This window comes from Actinoplanes sp. NPDC048988, from assembly GCF_043197815.1.
In the GTDB taxonomy this organism is placed as follows: Bacteria; Actinomycetota; Actinomycetes; order Mycobacteriales; family Micromonosporaceae; genus Actinoplanes.
The window spans coordinates 32700-49489 of sequence record NZ_JBICTW010000029.1; the positions used below are offsets into that span (position 1 = coordinate 32700).

Here is a 16790-nt window from a genome sequence, read left to right on the forward strand (position 1 = left end):
GACGTCAAGCAGGCGAACATCACCCAACGCGAAGGGGAACCACGTGTAACGACACCATGATCGCTGAAAGGGGACCCTCTATAGGGGACTGTGGTACAGCGGCTCAGCTGCCAGACTCCGGCGTGCAGAGCCTGTCCGGCGGGCAGGAACAGCCCACCGAGAGGCGGCGCCCCGTGCCCGAACGCATCCTTCCGTCGGCGGACTTCGGCAGTCGAGCGCCCGCGGCCCCGGAGACGAGCGGCGTCCCCTCCGGCCCGGAGACACTGACCAACCAGTGGGACCGGCCGAGCGGACTTGACTTCGACGGCAGCGATCCGGCCACGGCGGCCGCGGCGGTGGAGTGGCTCGCCGCCTGTGACCGGTCGTACGCGCAGCTCCGGAGCGCCGCCGGTGACGCCGTCCGGCTCGTCACCGTGCCCTGGGTGGCCGATTCGCGGTCCTTCCTGGTGCTTGTGCCGGCCACCGGGATGGCGGCGTCCGACCTCGCCGGCCGGCTCGCCCTCGACGACACGTTCCGCGCCCAGCTCACCGACCGCTTCCTGCCGATTGCCTCGGCCGTGGTGATCGGCGGGCCGGTCGGCCCGGACCTGCACGAGGCGCTGGCCGGGCACGGCATACCGCTCACCGTCCATCAGTCCAGCGGTCCCAGCCGGCTGGTGACGCCGGGTAGTGACCCGTCCTATCCGGCAGGCGGGTTCGCGCTCGGCCCGGGCGCCTTCTGGCGGACGTCGCCGGGCCGTACCCGGCATCAGATGGACATCGTGGTCCGGGAGCTGGCCGAGGCATATCAGCAAGGCTGGCGATACGCCCCGACCGCTCCGGTGGGCGGTCCGATCCCCCTGGATGATCGGACCGCCACGCTCGCTCTGGTCGGCGAGGCGTACGCCGCGACCGCCGGTGGGCTCGAGTCGCAGCCCGTACGCCTCGATTTCGTGGCGCTGAACGGCGTGGCCCGTCGCCACCGGCATCCCGAGGTCGTGGTGCGGGTGGTCGTCGCTGTCCTGCGGGCCCGGTCCGTACTGAACCAGGTCGAACAGATCGCGGACCTGCGCCACGGCCCGTCGGGCTGGACCGAGGTGCCGATCCCGGCCGAGGTCCGGCGCATGTTCACCGTGACCGACCACTATGTCGCCGACGGCGACCGCGCGGTGCGCCCGGTCGTCTTCGGGGACGGCCTGCCGTTGCTCTCCGGCGCCGCCGCCGAGGCTCCCCCGGAGACGAGCCGGCCCTTCGCCGTGACCGGCGACAACCTCAGGACCACGCCACAGCTGGCCGGCTCGACCAGCTGGCTGGCCGAGGCCTGGATCGACGCGCGCGCGGCGGCACGGCCGGCTCCGCGCGTCACCATGGCGGGCGACACGACCTACCGGGCGAACGAAACCCTCCTGGAGTCGCTCGCCGAGCACATCCGGCCGGCCGGGGGAACCCTGGACGACGCACGCCAGGTCATCGCCGCCCCGAGCACCGACGACCCGCACGTCGCCGGTCCCGCACGCGCTCGTGTCGTCGCGGCCCCGGAGACGCACGGCTTTGGCCGGTCCGCCCCGCGCGAAGGCACACCGGCCACCGACCAGGGCGCTCTGGAACGGCAGGCGCTGGCGATGTTCCGCGCCGCCGTCCGGAGTGAGCTGTCCGGCCGGGGCCGGCCCCGGGAATCGGCCGTGCATCATGCGCTCGGCGAGGCGGACCGGCGGCTGCTGGCCGACGTGCTGCGCCGCTCCGGGTGGACCGCGGCTCAGGAGTATGCCGGTCTGCTGGCTCTCGGTGCTGTCACCAACGCCGCCGGGTCGCCGGCCCCGGCCGACACCGAGACAGTCACCAGCCTGCTGCGTGCCGCCCTTCCCGCGCTTCTTCCGGCCGCGGCCGGCGGCGTGCCGCCGGTGTCGCTGGACGAGATGGGCGACTGGACCGCCGTACGGTCGCTCACCGCATTGGCCCGGGAACTGCACCGCGACGGCGGCCTGGCGGTCATCCGGGTCGATCGCGGCGACTGGACGCTGTTGTACGCGGACGCGTCCGGTATCTGGTGGGTCAATCCCCGCAGCGGCACCACGGTCACGGTGGACGACGTGCCCGACGCGATCCGCGGATCCCGTACGGCATCGGCGTTGATCTTCGACGCTGAGGCCGCTCCCCGGCAGCCGACCATGATCGAGCCGGTGGCAGCCCCGCCGCCCCCGTCGTTCGCCGTGCGGCTGGGCGGTGATGTGCTGGGCACACTGCACGCCGTCGGCCAGGCGGAGCCGGGTGGCGTGCTCGCCGCGGCCCTCGACGTCGGCGCCGCGGCGGCACAGCACCACATCGACGCGACCGGGATCGCCGGACTCGATACGACCGATGCGGCTGAGCTGGGCCGTCGGTCGCCGGACACGGCGACCGTGGCCGAGCTGGTCACGCTCGCCTACGCCGACCTCGCGACGGTGCTCACCGCTCAGGCGATGCCGGGCGGGCCAACGGGGACGCCGGTCCGGGCGCGGGACGCGGCGGCCACCCGCTGGGCCACGGCCGGTTCCGCGGTCCAGGACTTCCTCGCCCAGCACGCGACAGTGCTCCGAGGCTTGATCGAGACCCGCTTCCGCGCGGACCAGCCCACGTTCGACGCGGACCTGGCGGCGGAGCGGGACCTTCCCCCGGGCTCCGAGGTCGATCTCTGGGCGCTCCCCCTCTACGACCACCGCACCGGAGCTGAGATCATCACCGCCGGCCGGCTGCTGGACGCTTTCCTGGACCCCGATCCGGCGGCTGTCCCGCTCGACCCGGTCCGCCTCGGTCTGAGCCCCGCGACCGACCGTCCGCAGCCGGGTGGACACCTGCTTCTCGAGGCGCCGGCGCCGATGTCCCCGGCCGATGCCGGGCCGGTCCCGGCGGCGCTGCCCGAGCCGGCCGAGACCGCCGGCCGGCTGCCGGACATCGATTCGGACGCCACCGAGGCCGGCCGCGCCTTCCGGCAGTTCACCGACGACCTTCGCGGACCGGCCGGCCCGTTCGGCGGCCGTGTGGACGCGGTGGACCGGCAGGGCCGGGTGGCCTACCTGCGCACGCTGCACGACCACTTGGCAGCTGCCTCCGAGGGTGGACAGGGCGGGCCGGCCCGGTTGGCCGGGTGGCAGGAATTGCTGCGGCGCCTGCCCGCCGCACGGGACGCGGCCCGGCGCAGTGAGCAACTGGCCCGCGCGATCGCCTCGGCGGGTCCAACGCCGACCGGGCCGCCCGGGCCGCCGGCGGACTGGGAGGCGCTGGTCGCAACGGCCGGGCGGGCTCACGTCGCTCAGGTGGTGATGGACACGGCGCTCGGATATCCCGCCCCGGCCCCGTGGTTCAGCCGGCAGGCGGGACTGCTCGGCGACGGGTACGTGGTCCGGGTCGAGCCGATCGACGCGGACGTGTTGGCGACACTGCTCGACGATGTGGATCGCGGCCCGGGCCAGGTTCCCGGGCTGCGCAATTGGCTCGCCGGCGTGCTCGGAAATGAGGACCCGCGGGAATGGGACGAGAATCTGCTGATCGGCCGGGCCGGGGACCTCGACGGCCGGTTCGTCCGGATCTCGCTGGTGAATCCGAGGTTCCAGCCACAACCGGCGGTCAACCGGCCGGTTGCCGGCGAGACCCGCTACAAGAGCAAGTACGGCGACACCCTGCACACCAGCGAACAGGACCGCCGGGCCCCACGAACCACATCGCTGCCGCTAGTGCTGCTGCAGAACCTCTCTTCCCAGGTTTTCCACCACATCGCCTTCCCCCTGACGAAGTTCGAGGCCGCCACCGACCACACGCTCAGCGACCGTCACACGGCGGAGATCCAGTCCGGCAATCGTCCGCTGGTCAACGACATGGACGACTTCCGGCTGGCCGCCGGCCTCCGGATCGAGATCGACGGTACCGAGATCGGGACCTGGCCGTTGCCCTCCCAGGTGGTCGTCGGGCTGCCGCGGGCCTTCGGTTCGCCCCGCCTCGAACAGCCGTCCGGGGACAGCGTGCCGGTCAACCGTCCCGAGGCGCTGTTGGAGGAGGACTTCACCATCAACGCGGTCGGCTTCGAGCCGGTCCTGGCCGACCTGGCCCACGCGCTGCGCGCCCGGCCCGGGCTCACCGCAGGTGACGTCGCCCGCATCATCCAGGCCGTACGGCGCGAGGTCTACAACGAGAAGACCGCGCGGGACCGAGGTCAGTGGTTCACCAATGGCGCTTGGGTGTCGCCCTATCTGGACGTCGAGCTGCCCGCCCACGGCCTCCGCCGAGACCGGCGCTTCCAGGGCTGGATCCGAACCGTCGGCGTGCTGAACGACCTGCGCGAAGTCGGCGTCAGCGACTCTCTGCTGATTCGTAACGACATCGCCGGAACGTCGACGCGACGGCACGCGAGCAGCCGGCACAGCCGGGCCGGGGCGAGCTTGGGCGCTGAGTCGCCGGCCTACCTGAGGGGTGGGCAGATCATCATCAGCCCACGGGCCGACCTGATCACGATGTCCCGCAAGCGAGTCACCACTGTCGGCAACAGCGGTATGGCACAGTCCAAGACCGCGCTCATGCATCGCGATCGGCAACGCCGGTACGCCGCCCACCTGGGCGTGCACCTCGAACTCACCAGCAACGTCGGGCGAATCGAGCGCCTGACACAAATCCCCGCGGAACTGGGCGTGCCGGAGCAGCGCGCGGGACGGTTCGAGAAGGAGCTCGAAAGGGCGGTCCACCGGACCCTCGCTACCCGTGCGGAGCATCTGCCCGGCCGGCCGGCTCTGTGGGAACGCGCGGCGCGGGTGTTCGACGAGACCGGCCGTGAGGTGGCCGGATGGGTGTCGACGATGATCAGGCGCGACGCCTTTCTCCGGCCTTTCCCCCCGTCCGGGATCCGGACCGCCTCCGACCTGCGGGAGACCGGGCGGTTGGCGAGCAGCCGGGGTACCGCGGTGCAGGTCGTGGTCCCCGCCGGGGATCTCGGCTTCCGCTGGAGGGCACTGGACCAGATGCAGGGCGTCAGCGTGGTCAGGCAGACGCCGCCCTCCCTCGAACCCCCGAACCTCCAGAACGCGGAACCGGTTCCGCCGCTGCGCTACCTCATGGACGACACCCTGCAGATCGTCCAGGCGCAGGTGATCGACGAGCGGACCAGATCTGTCGTCGGTGTCATCGAGAACCCGGCGGCGCGCCGGACCGCCGAGGCGCCGGTGAAGCCGGCGCCGGTGGCCCTGGCACCGAAGCCGGCCGCGCCCGCATCCGTTCCGCAGCGCGTGCCGGATGTCCGCGAGCCGGCGACGCTGGCGGCCCGGGCCGGTCTGGGTCCGGGCGTGGTCAAGGAGATGCCAGGCGCTCACCAGGTGCTCGGCCTGGTCAACTCGATGGTCGTCACCGCGCTGCGCGGCCAGCAGGATCTTCTCGACCCGGAGCGCCTGTTCGATGTCCAGCAGGGTCTCACGGTCCGGTTCGGCGTGCCCGGTCTGCGAGGTCACGTCCGTACCCTTCTCGACGGGGTAGTGGCCTGGGAGTTCACCGAAGGCCGGCGGACCTACCGGATAGAGACCTCCGCCTCTCTGGGTGAGCTGGTGCGCATAGACGAACGGGAACGGACCGGCGTCGACGTGCAGAACCGGGCCGCGTCCGCCTACCAGTGGGACAGCGGCCAGGAGACCTCGCTCGGCGGCGGGCTGGAGGTCGGCGCGCGAGGACGCGTGCACCCCCGTCTGACGATTCGGGGCCGGGTGCTGGAGACGGACGGCAGCCGGACGAGGTCCTCGGCGCACGCCATCCAGCGCGACAGCAAGACCTATCGGCGCCGCGTCGCCCCCGAGGGGGTGATCCCACTGCGATACAGCACCTCGTGGAGAGTGATCGTGCAAGTGCTGGACGGTCGCCGTCAGGTGGCGCGTCTGGATCACCGGCTCGAGGGTCCCGGCTTCGCCATGGACGTGCTGATTCCCGAGGCGTACCTGCCGGATCCGGCGTTGCCGCCCCAACCGGCGGCGCCGGACCCGGTCGTCGTCCGCTCCGGCCCGCTCAACCGCGACGGCACGCCGGACCGGGTGGTCGAGGGGTTCGCCGAAGGCCCCACCAACTACCACGTCATGCTCAACCACGTCCGTCACCTGGCTCCGGTCGTCGAGGAGCTGATGGGTGGCGATCGTGGTCGCGTCCGAGTGGACCTGCACACCCTGCTCAGCCCCACCTTCCTGGAGGGGCACGCCGCGGAGATGCTCACCCACGACGGCTACCTTCTCCCGCTGCTCGCGGGGAACGGCACGGCCGTGGAGTCCCTGCGGCTCCGGATGAAGGTTCTCAACCCCACGCGGGAAGGAACCAGCACCGGCGTCCGGCACGAGGAGTATCTGGAGGCCGACCATCGGGTGGTTCACAAGCAGGCGTCGACCTGGCACGGCGGCGCTCATCTCGGTCTCGGCGGCCTGTTCAGCCCCGGGTCGGGTACGCACCCGGAACCGGACAGCCACCACAGCGGGTCGGCGGCCGACCAGTACGCCGCCAACCACATCGCGCTCAACGCCGCGTACGCGCCCGGCAGGAGCTGGGGGCGGGAGGAGTCGTACCAGGCGGGCGGGTTCGACATATCGATCGCGACCGTCTCCGACACCAGCTACGACTACTCGGCCGACGTTATCTACAAGGTGGAGCACCTCCGCCAGGGCGACCACGAGCCCCGTTCCCTGAGCATAGGCATCCGCCGCGGGCTGGAGCTGTCGGCGCCGGAAAGCGTCGCTCGCGACCTCGGCCTGCCAGTACCGGCCGCGGCCGATCCCGCTCCGCCGGCGATCGTCGACCAGCCGGTCCCGATCCTGCCCGACCTGGTGGCCGGGTTCGCGACCGTCGAGCGGATGGCCTCCTGGCGGGTGCTCCCCGACATCCGGCAAGCTCTCAGACGGGAGGGTGTCGCCGTGAACGACCTGCGGACCGCGGCCGTCCTGGAATCGGCGCTGGGCAACCAGGCACTGCGTACCGGATATCCTCAGCTCCGCCGCGACGGCCTGTACGTGCTGCTCGCCGAGGCACGCCCTCTCGGGGCGATGCGGCTGACCGGTGTGCGTGTCACCGCCTCGGAAGGCGCCATGACCTTCGTCCGGCGCCGGCCGGAGGTGAAAGTGACCTCGGGCGGCCAAGCCTTCCAGAAAACCGCCGAAGGAACGCACGAGAAGACGGCGCACCACCTGACGGTGAACGTCAGCGGCCGCGGCCAGATCCCGCACGCGATCCGGTTGGGCGGCGGCGCTGCCGGCGGCCGCGAGTGGGAGAGCTCGGCCAAGGCGGTCGAGAACACCATGAGCCGCGACATCCGTCGAGCCGCGACGCGGACGAACGGGGCAGCGGAGTTCTCCGTGGAACTCACGTTCCAGGTGCACATCGAGCAGCGGGACGTGCCCTCGCAGGTGGTGGAGACGCTCCGGGACCTGAGAGATCTGGCTGCCGTAGGCGCGCGGCACATCGGTCTCACCGCCGGCCGGCTTCCGCAGTGGTTGACCGACCTGTTCACCGAGGCGGGCCCGGCGCGTCCGGTCGTCCTGCCCAGCACGGGCAGTGCCCGGCTGCTCACCCCGGTGGAGATGACGGTGCCCGCCGCGTTGCGGCGCACCGACCTGCCGGTCCGGGAACGGCCGATGACGCCCCGGCCGGCCACCGTCGGCGCCGCCCAGGAGGCGTTCAGCCGGGAGGTCGCCGACGTGTTGCAGGTTCTCGACGTATCCGGACACGCGGACCTGACCGAACCGGCGCCGGGCCGGTGGGCTCTCGCAGATCCGGCCTTTCAGGCGCGGCAGACGCTGTGGAACCGGGCCAACATCAAAGCCAACATCGGCTCCCTGCTGCGCGGAACGTACCGGGTCGACGAGCCCGGAGGCAGGTTCACCGGCCAGGTCGTCCTCGGCCGCAGCACGTGGCTGACCGCTGTCAGCCTCGACGCGCTGGCTTTCCCCGAGGTGAACACCGAGGGCGAGCACGAATCGGAGTCCGGCACCACCACCGACGGCGGCTTTCATCTCGCGATGGGCAACCCGGACGCTCGCTATCGCGGTCTGGCAACGCTGGCGCACGATCGGGCTACGGGCTGCGGCCGCCGCGCCGCCCACTCGACCGGCGCCTACGTCGAGCACAACCGGATGCTGAGCGGGAAGTTCGAAGTCCACCGCTTCGACGTCAGGTATGTGCGGACCGGAGCGGACGGCCGGTCGCTGCATGTGGACAGCCCCGGCGGGCTGATCGCATTCCTGCCCGCCGATGTGGCCCAGCGCATGCGCGAGACCTACCCCGACCTGATGGACGAGCCGGGCCTCCGGATGCCGTCCGGCGCGCGAATCAGGATCGCTGACGTGCCGGACCGGGCCGGCGATGTGATGCTGCGGGAAGGCGACACCGCGGTGACGCCGCCGGACACGCCGCTGGGTTCCCGTGTCCATCTGCACGCCGCCGAAGGGACGGCGTACGCGCTGGTGACCGGCGCCGCGGGCGACCGGCGACGCGAGGAGCTCCCCGCGGATCTGCTCGCCGCTGTCCTCGGGGTGGCGCGCGCCGGCGCCGACGGCCCGATCGTCCTGCTGCCCGACCGCCCGGGCGGTCTCCGCCGGCAGTATCCGGCTCAGCTGGCCGCGGCGACCGGCCGCGACGTGGCCGTACACACCAGCAGCCTGCTCGATGAGACGGTCGACCCCCTCGGCGCGATCGCGGTGGCCCCTCGGTGGCGGGTGTTCACCGCCCCTGTCTCACTGCCTCCGGAGATCGAGGCGCTGGTCCGCTTGGCCGGCGAAGTCGAACCCGACGATCGAGTCGGCAGCTTCCTGGGCCGCGCCTTTCCCACCGGCGTCCGGCTCGACCCCGTGGACGAGCACGACGTCGCGGACGAGGTCCGCAGCTGGTACCGCGAGGCCGTCGACAGCGGATCGCCGGTCATCTTCCGACCCGCGGAATGGGGCGAGGTGGCGGCGCGGCTCGAACTCACGGGTGCCGACGGCATTGTTGTGGTCGATGACGTCACCCCCTACGTCCTCCGCCGGGCCGAAGGCCGCGTGTGGCGCGTCGAGCTGATGCCCGCAGTGGCGACCGCCGAACCCTTCGGCCTCGCCGGCCGCACCGACCCGCCGCCGCGAGCCGCCATGGGCTTCAACCGCTGCAGCGTGGTTCTGCGCTGATGCCGGTGACCGGAACTGACCACCCGCAAATTCAACAATGGCCATATTTTCTATGACCAAACTTTTCCTGTTACTGCATGCAACGGGAATCGATGCCGCGAGTTCATTTGGCTCTTGTGTCATTGTGCACCGCGTCTGAATATTGCGCGCGGGCCGTCCAAAGCGGATCGTTTCTATGAGTTGTCCGCAGCCCCGCCAATCACGGTGAACGCTGCCTTTACGGCGGAGGAATTGTGCCCAGATCCCCAGAAGCGCATTCTTTGCGGCCCGGCCGTCATGCCCGGCGGAAACCCCTCAAGCTTCGCCTGTTTCTAGCCCTGCTCATGCTCGCCGGCGTAGGGGCCGGTGGTTACGGAACGTATCAGGGCAGGGAAGGCATCATCGACTGGGCGCAACGGCGGACCGCTCCCTCCTGCTCGAGTGAAGCATTGGCGGTGACCGCGGCCCCGGAGATCGCCGCTGTCGTCACGCGGGCCGCAGCGGCTGTGCCGCACGGTCGCGCAGGCTGCGATTCGATCACCGTCACGACTGAGGATCCGGCCCAGACCCTGCGGGCGGCGAGGAAGCCGGACGTCTGGATCCCCTCGTCCTCGGCTTGGCTAGCGATGGCCGGCGATCAGGGCGGCCAGAGCTCGTACCGCAGCGAGGAGACCCTCGCCACCTCACCGATCGTCATCGTGTGTCCCGACGCCGAAGCGCCGAAGCTGTGGGCCGGGCGCCCGGCGAGCTGGGCGGCTCTGGCCGGGGCCGTAGCCGGCGACCGTCCCCCCGCCCTGAGCATGCCCGACCCTACCCGGGACAGTGTCGGGCTCCTCTCGATACTCGGCGCGCAGACGGCGATGGCCAAATCCGCTGCCGACGCCGGTCAGGCCGAGCTGCGCCTGCTCACGCTGCGCACGAAGCTCGCCGACGCGAATGCCGACTCCACCGCCACGCTGGCCGCGGCGCGCAAGGCGGCCGATGCCACTGCGATCGGCGTCTTTCCCGCCACCGAACAGCAGTTGTGGCTATCCCGCAAGAGCGGGCACCGGATCGCACTTCGCGGCGCGTATCCCGCCGACGGGCCGACGGCGGCGGACTTCCCCGTCGCCGTCCGATCCGACCTGCTGGACGAGGATCCGCGCGGCCTGCTGACCGAGAAGCTGATCGCGCAGCTGCACAGCACCACGACCCGGGAGCTTCTCACCGCGAGCGGCCTGCGCACCCCTCAGGGCGGCGTGCCGGACGGGCTTCCCGAGAAGATCCCGGCTGCGGCCCCAGTGCCGGCCGACGTGGCGGGGCTTCGCGCCGTTGCCGCCCGCTGGTCGTCGTACAAGGAGATAACCTCGCGTGTTCTGATCGCCGTCGATGCCTCCGGGTCGATGAACCAGCCTGTCGTCGACGGACAAGGGCGGCGGACCACCCGCGCCGAGATGCTGCGCCGGTCTGCTCTGGACATCACCCGGCTCTTCGGGAACAAGACGGATGTCGGGCTCTGGTTCTTCGGCAGTGACGCGGTTTCACGTTCGGCACACACCGAGGCCGTGCCGGTCGGCCCGATCACCGGGGAGGTCGGTGGCGAACAGCGCCGGAAAGCCCTCGTCGGCCGGGTCCGGACGTACCAGCCCGCGTCCGGCGCGGACACTCCGCTCTACCGGACCATTCTCGACGGTGTCAGCACGATGAAACCGCGCGGAGGAGAGGGCGTCGTCACTTTGGTCGTGGTGTTGACCGACGGACGTGACGATACTTCGCGTTATTCCATGGCCAAGGACGTCTTTCTCAGCCGGCTGATCAGCCTGCACGACGACCAGCGCCCGGTGCCGGTGTTCAGCGTCTGCTACGGCGCTGGGGCGGACACCTCCATTCTCCGCAGCGTCGCGACGCTGACCGGGGGAACGTCCGTCGTCGCCGACAAGCCGGATGATCTAGCCGCCGCGGTGGCGAAGCTGTTCATCGCGGCCCGCCGCGGCGCCGCCAAGTGAAACTCGCCGGGACGCTCACCGACCGGCACGTTCGTGCCGTGTCCGCCCTTCTTCAGGTCACCGGAACCGCCAAAACTCAGCCCTGACCGCCGCTATTCCTGGACAGAACACACCATCACCGCAGCTCAGAACAGGCCTTCTGCTGGAGCCCTGGAACGTCACGACGAAACCGGCTCGCTCGCGGACCGTTGCCACCACCCTTTACGTTCTCTTCCGGCCCTCCACTCGGACGCCTGCCGAGTAGGTGCTGAACGATGCTCGCAGCCAGCCCGGAGGGCCTGATCGCCGAACGATGCGGCGTTGCGGCGCGCCGGCGATCGCGGCGGCCGTCGTAGCCGGTGGAACTCCGGCGATGAGCCGGGCGGACTGGGCGCTGCTGGTCAAGCGGTGGTTCCCGCAGCTGAGCGACATCCGGTTGCGGCAGGTGACCTGGCCGGGCTCCGCCACTACACCAGCGCTACCACCGTTGTGCGCCAGAGCCGTCTTCTTGTCAGGCCCGATGATTCGTTCCGTTGCTGAACCAGCCATCCACGCGTCCGTTTGATCACGTATCAGGCGTTACCACGACGCCCGATCGTGTTACATCGAAAGACATGGAGCGGACATGCGCCGGGAAATCGCGTACCTCCTGATGGCCCTCGGAGTTACCGCCGGATCCACCATTGCCATCGCGGCGCCGGCCTCGGCGCACGGTTATGTGGCGTCCCCGCCGAGCCGGCAGGCCCTCTGCGCGTCGGGTGAGATGAAGGACTGCGGTCCGATCGAGTATGAGCCGCAGAGTGTCGAGGCCCCCAAGGGGTCGAACCGGTGTGACGGCGGGGTGGCGCAGTGGTCCGTGCTGTCCGACGATTCGCGTAACTGGCCCGTCCAGTCCGTGGGTACGTCCGTGACGTTCACATGGGTGCTGACCGTCCAGCACCGGACGGCGGATTTCGAGTACTTCGTCAACGGGACCCGGGTGGCCTCGTATGACGAGCACAACGAGGAGCCGGGCCCCGTGTCACACACCGTGGACTTGAGCCGGTTCCCGGGTCGGCAAACGGTGCTTGCCGTCTGGAACATCGGCGACACTGCCAACGCCTTCTACAACTGCATTGATCTCGATGTCAGCGGCGCTGACGGACCAGCGCCCGCCGACCCTGAGCAGCCGTCCCCGTCCTCGAACGCGGCCACTCAAACACCTGGTGCGCAATCTCCCGACGCGCAGGTGCTCGCGGCCGAACCGCCGACCGCTGCCGCGCCGGAGGACTTGTGGGCAGCGGATGTCTCATACCAGACCGGCGACGTCGTCACCTACGACGGCGCGAGATACCAGTGCCGCCAGTCTCACGTCTCCATCAACAGCTGGGAACCCTCGATCTGGACCCTCGCCCTGTGGCTGCCGCTGTGAGGGGTCGGCGCATCGCTGCCATTCTGATCTTCCCTCTGCTGATTGCCGGATGCGGTGCCGCACAGGGGCCGCCGGCAGGCACCACGACTGTCGCCGAGATCAAGGCAGGCGGCGAGCACAACGACACCGATGTGATGTTCCTGCAGATGCTGATTTTCCATCAACGCCAGGGCTTGGACATGGCCGGTACCGCAGCCGAGAGAGCAACCGGACCAGAGCTCAAAAATCTGATCAAGGCCGTACGGGCTACCGAGCAGAACGAGCTCACGATCATGCAGTCATGGCTCGGTGATTGGGGTGAGCCCACGGACGTGGACGCAGCGCCGAGCGCGCACACCGGCCACGGCGGCTTGCACGGCACCAACCCGGCCGACATCACCAGATTGCAGACAGTGGACGCGGCGCAGTTCGACGCCACTTTTCTCAACATGTTTCTGGCTCACCAGCACAACGCCATCGAACTGGCGCAGATGGAAATCGAGTCCGGCGCCAACCCACGGGCGAAGGAGTTCGCCGAGCGAGTTCGGCAGACAAGACATGGAGAAATCCGGCAGATGCTGCGGTTGACGACCGGCGACCATCAGTAGCACACTCTGAAGGCTTTTCACGGTCGGGATGCCGGATCAGCACGTCGAGCCGATTTGAAGCCGGGTCGGTATTTCCGTACGCCGGAGCCGGCCCGGCTCGCGCTCATCGGTTCCCCGCGCCGACGGTCTTGCCTGGGTTACGACCATCATCGCCGCGGCGATGAGGCCCATCAGCCTGGCATTGCCCTGTGACCTGGACGGCCTGACCCGCGGGACTGGCTGTCGAAGCTACCGTCCGGGGCCTGCTCCCTGGCCGTGTCGATAGCCGGTGGCAGCCGGTGGCATCGGTGCCCGCGGCGAGCCGTCAGGCCGCTGAACTGGACCAGAGGGCTGAACTGGGTAGGGGCGGCCGATTGCACTGGATACGCCCGCAGCCACGTGAACGCTCGGTGGCCATCCGATATATCCGGCACCACTGCCCTGATGGGGAGTCGCGACTGACCCGCCGTTCATACGGGAATCAAAGCCAGTGTACGAAGTACTGGGATACTGAGGGCTCTGTGAGTAATGGAAGTACACCCCCTGCTCGAATCCTCGCTGGTACGTGGGATCCATCTGAGGCTGAGAAGAGGCCATCGACCAGGCCGAGTTTCGCCCATCGCCGGACAACCCTGCCGATTGAACAACGGGGGACGGTAGAGGATCGGCGGTGGCCGGCGTTCTCATCACGGGCGTCGACAACGCTCGGCCAGCCGGCCATTGCCTTCCGTCCCATTCTGGTGCGCTGTGGTCGATCGAGCGGCGGTCCGCTAGATCCTTTTCGGCACTTACAATGTGGTGGATGTGTCGGTTGTTTGGATCCTCCTGCTGGGCGACGGCTTGGTAAACCTGAGCTGGAACAGTAAATGCCGCCAGCGCAGGAGGGATCGGCGGCAGATCACGCAAATTAGGCGCGATAAATCGATTGCGAGCGAATCCTTGATAGTCCTTGCCGTCCGCTAAAAACGTTCGGCACCCCTGGCGGTAGAGACTGATCAAGCCGTATGCGGACAAGGGAAGGGCCTTGGCCTCGCCGTCGGTCCACGAGTCGACTACACGCGCATATCTCGTGTTCATCGTACCGAGGACGACGACGGCATGATCAGCCGCATGGTGGTCGATGCGGTTGACAGCGATACCGGATTTGCCGAGCGCATGCACCGCACTTGTCAACACGGAATCTGCGTGCTCGTCGCAATTTCCGACTCCATACCGCTGGGCCAGGCTAGCCTTTAGCCCCGCCTCAACCAAGCGTTCAAAGTCCGCTTCAGCACCGCCGAGCTGATGCCCACCGCCATTATTCCTTTCCTCAATCCAGTCATCGTATGAATTATAGGCCGCATCAGCACCCACGTTTTTTAAATCGCGGATGCTACTGCCACCGCTCTGCCGAACGCCTCTCAAGGTATTGCTCGAGTAATGAATCTTCTGCCGTGTTTCAAGGATGATCTGGCGACCCTCTCTTTCCAGCATCTTCGCCATTTCATCCTCCTGCGCAGTCAACAACCTTACCGATTCCAGGAGATTGGACCCCCAAATGCCGTGGGCGACGATCTCGCGGTTGAAAGGTTCACGTTCCAGCAATTCGCTGAACCGGTGAGCGTGCGGCTCCGGCTCTTCGATGCTCTGATAGTTGCCGTCTCGGTATACTTCCTTGAGCTCCGAGAGCTCGCTCAAACTTCGCTGCAATTCTCTCCCGACCGGAGTATTCGAAGCCCTCGCTCCAGCGACAACATTGTCGAACGCCGACTGCCTCGATCTGATAGCTTGTGCAAGTCTCGCGTAGTACCCGACTTCGGATGTCAACAACAACGTTCCGCCCTCCCTCTTCCCTGCTGTTACGCTAAAGGAACGTGGCGGGAACGCCGCTGGTTCACTGAGCCTTTTCATCGGGACGATGCACGTCACGACGACGCAGCGCGAAAAGAGTTCCTGGGCAGGCCAGACAGGCGGAGTCCCAGTTGTGATGTCCGAGGACGTCGAACACGGACGCGATCGCGGCTGGCCTACCGGCGTGCCCGGCGCTCGTCGCCTTGACCGATCCAAAGTCCTTGATCAAGCATCAATACCGTTCTTCGACCGCATTCAGCCGCGTCATACCCGCCCGCCGCACGAGTCATCGGCTCCACTTCTGGTTGTCGGTGCCGGCGCAGTCCCAGAGTTGAAGTTTGGCACCGTTGAAAGCGTTCTTGTCGATCACATCGACGCATCTGTCCGCGGAGACGTTCACGAGGTCATGGGAGCTGTTGAGGGTGAAACGCTGGGCCGCGCCGCCGGTGCAGGTGCTGAGGATGATTTTGGTTCCGTTCTGGGTGTTTGCGCCTTGCGCGGTCATGCACCGGTTGAAGGCACGAATGGTGCCGTCCGAGTAGAGGGTCCAGGCTTGGTTGGGGCCACCGTTGCAGTCCCAGATCTGAAGCTGCGGATTGCTGCCATAGGCCCCGTCGGTGACATCGAGGCAGCGGCCGGTGGCGTGCTCGACGATGCTGCCTGCCCCGCTGACAGCTCTCACAGTGGCGGTCTGGGCCGGCGGCGGCTTGATCGCCGCGGGCTTGGTGGGAGTGCTGTCACTCGTCCCTGGCTTGGATGCCGGCGGCTTGCCGTTGGAGGTGGTGCCGCCGGCCGCGGGAGAAGCCTGGGGACCCTTCACCGGCTGTGCGGGGCCGGCCGCCAGCAACGACGAGTCTCGCGGAGAAGCGCCCGACGGCGCCGGACGAGCTGAAGGCCCGTTCGAACGCGTGACGGGATCGGACGAGGTTGACGGGCTCGCGCTCAGCCGGTTGTCGCCCTGATAGACCGCGGCATAGGTGTCGACCTGGGCGACGAGCTGACGAAGGTCGGCGGAGTCCGGCATCTTCCCTTCTCGTTTGACGGCATCCGGGCCACGGCGAAATGCCGCGAGCGCGAGGTCGTACGGGTCCGAACCGAGATCCTTGAATTCGTCGACCAGGGTGCACATCACAGCGCCGAGAGCAGCGATCGCCGCCTGCGGTTCCTGCGGGGAGGCGCCCGGCGCGGCTGGGGCGTACTGCTTCCAGATGGACGGCAGGAACTGGGCGATGCCCTGGCCGCCGTCCGGACCGGTGAGACGGGGGTCGAATCCCGACGCCGCCATCAACTGACCGGCCACCCGAGCGGGAGTCACCGCCCCACACCGTCGACCCGCCGCCGAGACTGCGGCGACATACTCCGGAGGCACCTTCTTGGCTTTCGCCCCGGCGTCGCCCAATTCGGAGGACTCGTCAGGCGCGGGAGCCAGTCCCGGTTGCCGTGCATACCATTCGGCATAGGCCGAGACGCGCATGACGTACGAACGTGCCTCTTCCGGGACACCGCCAGCGGCGCGGACGCTGTCCAGCCCGGTCTCGTGGGCGGCCAGGGCCAGCTGCCATTCGTCACCGTCGAGACCGGCAGCTCGAACCTGACCGGACAGGTCGCACATGTGACGAGCCAACGCGACGACTGCAACGCCGGGATCGGTACGCTCCGACGATTCCGATGGACGCCATGCCTGCCACACTTCATCCGACAGCCCGGCTATATCGCGCAGTGAGCCCTCGTTCTCCCCGTCCAGTTCGAACCTGGACGCCTCCATCACCTGCGCGGCCAGTCTGGCTGGGGTCAGTGTGGGGCAGGACTGCGCAGCCGCCGGGATGGTCTGCATCAACCTGCCCGGAACCGGCACCCCTTGCCCGTCCTCGCGTGGGCCGTCATGGCTCGTCATCCGTAAGGAGATTACGAATGTAGC

The 16790-nt window shown here is 68.8% G+C and carries 6 protein-coding genes; 4 read left to right on the forward strand and 2 right to left on the reverse strand.

The annotated features are described in order from the left end of the window. Positions 1-173 precede the first annotated feature (173 nt). The 4 genes from ACGFJ7_RS45500 (at position 174) to ACGFJ7_RS45515 (ending at position 13063) form a co-directional block, all read left to right on the forward strand. On the forward strand, positions 174-9122 hold the full coding sequence (locus ACGFJ7_RS45500) for a hypothetical protein (protein ID WP_392648623.1): 8949 nt from the start codon (positions 174-176) through the stop codon (positions 9120-9122). Between the two features lie 434 nt (positions 9123-9556). Then, positions 9557-11086, forward strand: coding sequence for a substrate-binding domain-containing protein (locus tag ACGFJ7_RS45505; protein ID WP_392648625.1), 1530 nt, complete (start codon positions 9557-9559; stop codon positions 11084-11086). 604 nt (positions 11087-11690) lie between these two features. After that, the gene (locus ACGFJ7_RS45510) at positions 11691-12476 is read left to right on the forward strand and encodes a lytic polysaccharide monooxygenase (protein WP_392648628.1); all 786 of its coding nucleotides are present in this window, start codon (positions 11691-11693) and stop codon (positions 12474-12476) included. Further along, entirely contained in the window at positions 12461-13063 is a 603-nt protein-coding gene (locus ACGFJ7_RS45515; protein WP_392648630.1) for a DUF305 domain-containing protein, read from the forward strand. The genes ACGFJ7_RS45510 and ACGFJ7_RS45515 overlap by 16 nt, the downstream gene beginning before the upstream one ends. Before the next feature lie 228 nt (positions 13064-13291). Here ACGFJ7_RS45515 and ACGFJ7_RS45520 read toward each other — a convergent pair whose 3' ends face one another. Both ACGFJ7_RS45520 and ACGFJ7_RS45525 read right to left on the reverse strand, forming a co-directional pair. Further along, positions 13292-14719 (reverse strand): hypothetical protein, encoded by a 1428-nt coding sequence (locus ACGFJ7_RS45520; protein WP_392648633.1) that lies wholly within the window; start codon positions 14717-14719, stop codon positions 13292-13294. Between the two features lie 439 nt (positions 14720-15158). Next, complete coding sequence (locus ACGFJ7_RS45525) at positions 15159-16766, reverse strand: ricin-type beta-trefoil lectin domain protein (protein WP_392648636.1); 1608 nt, start codon at positions 16764-16766, stop codon at positions 15159-15161. Positions 16767-16790: the final 24 nt, after the last annotated feature.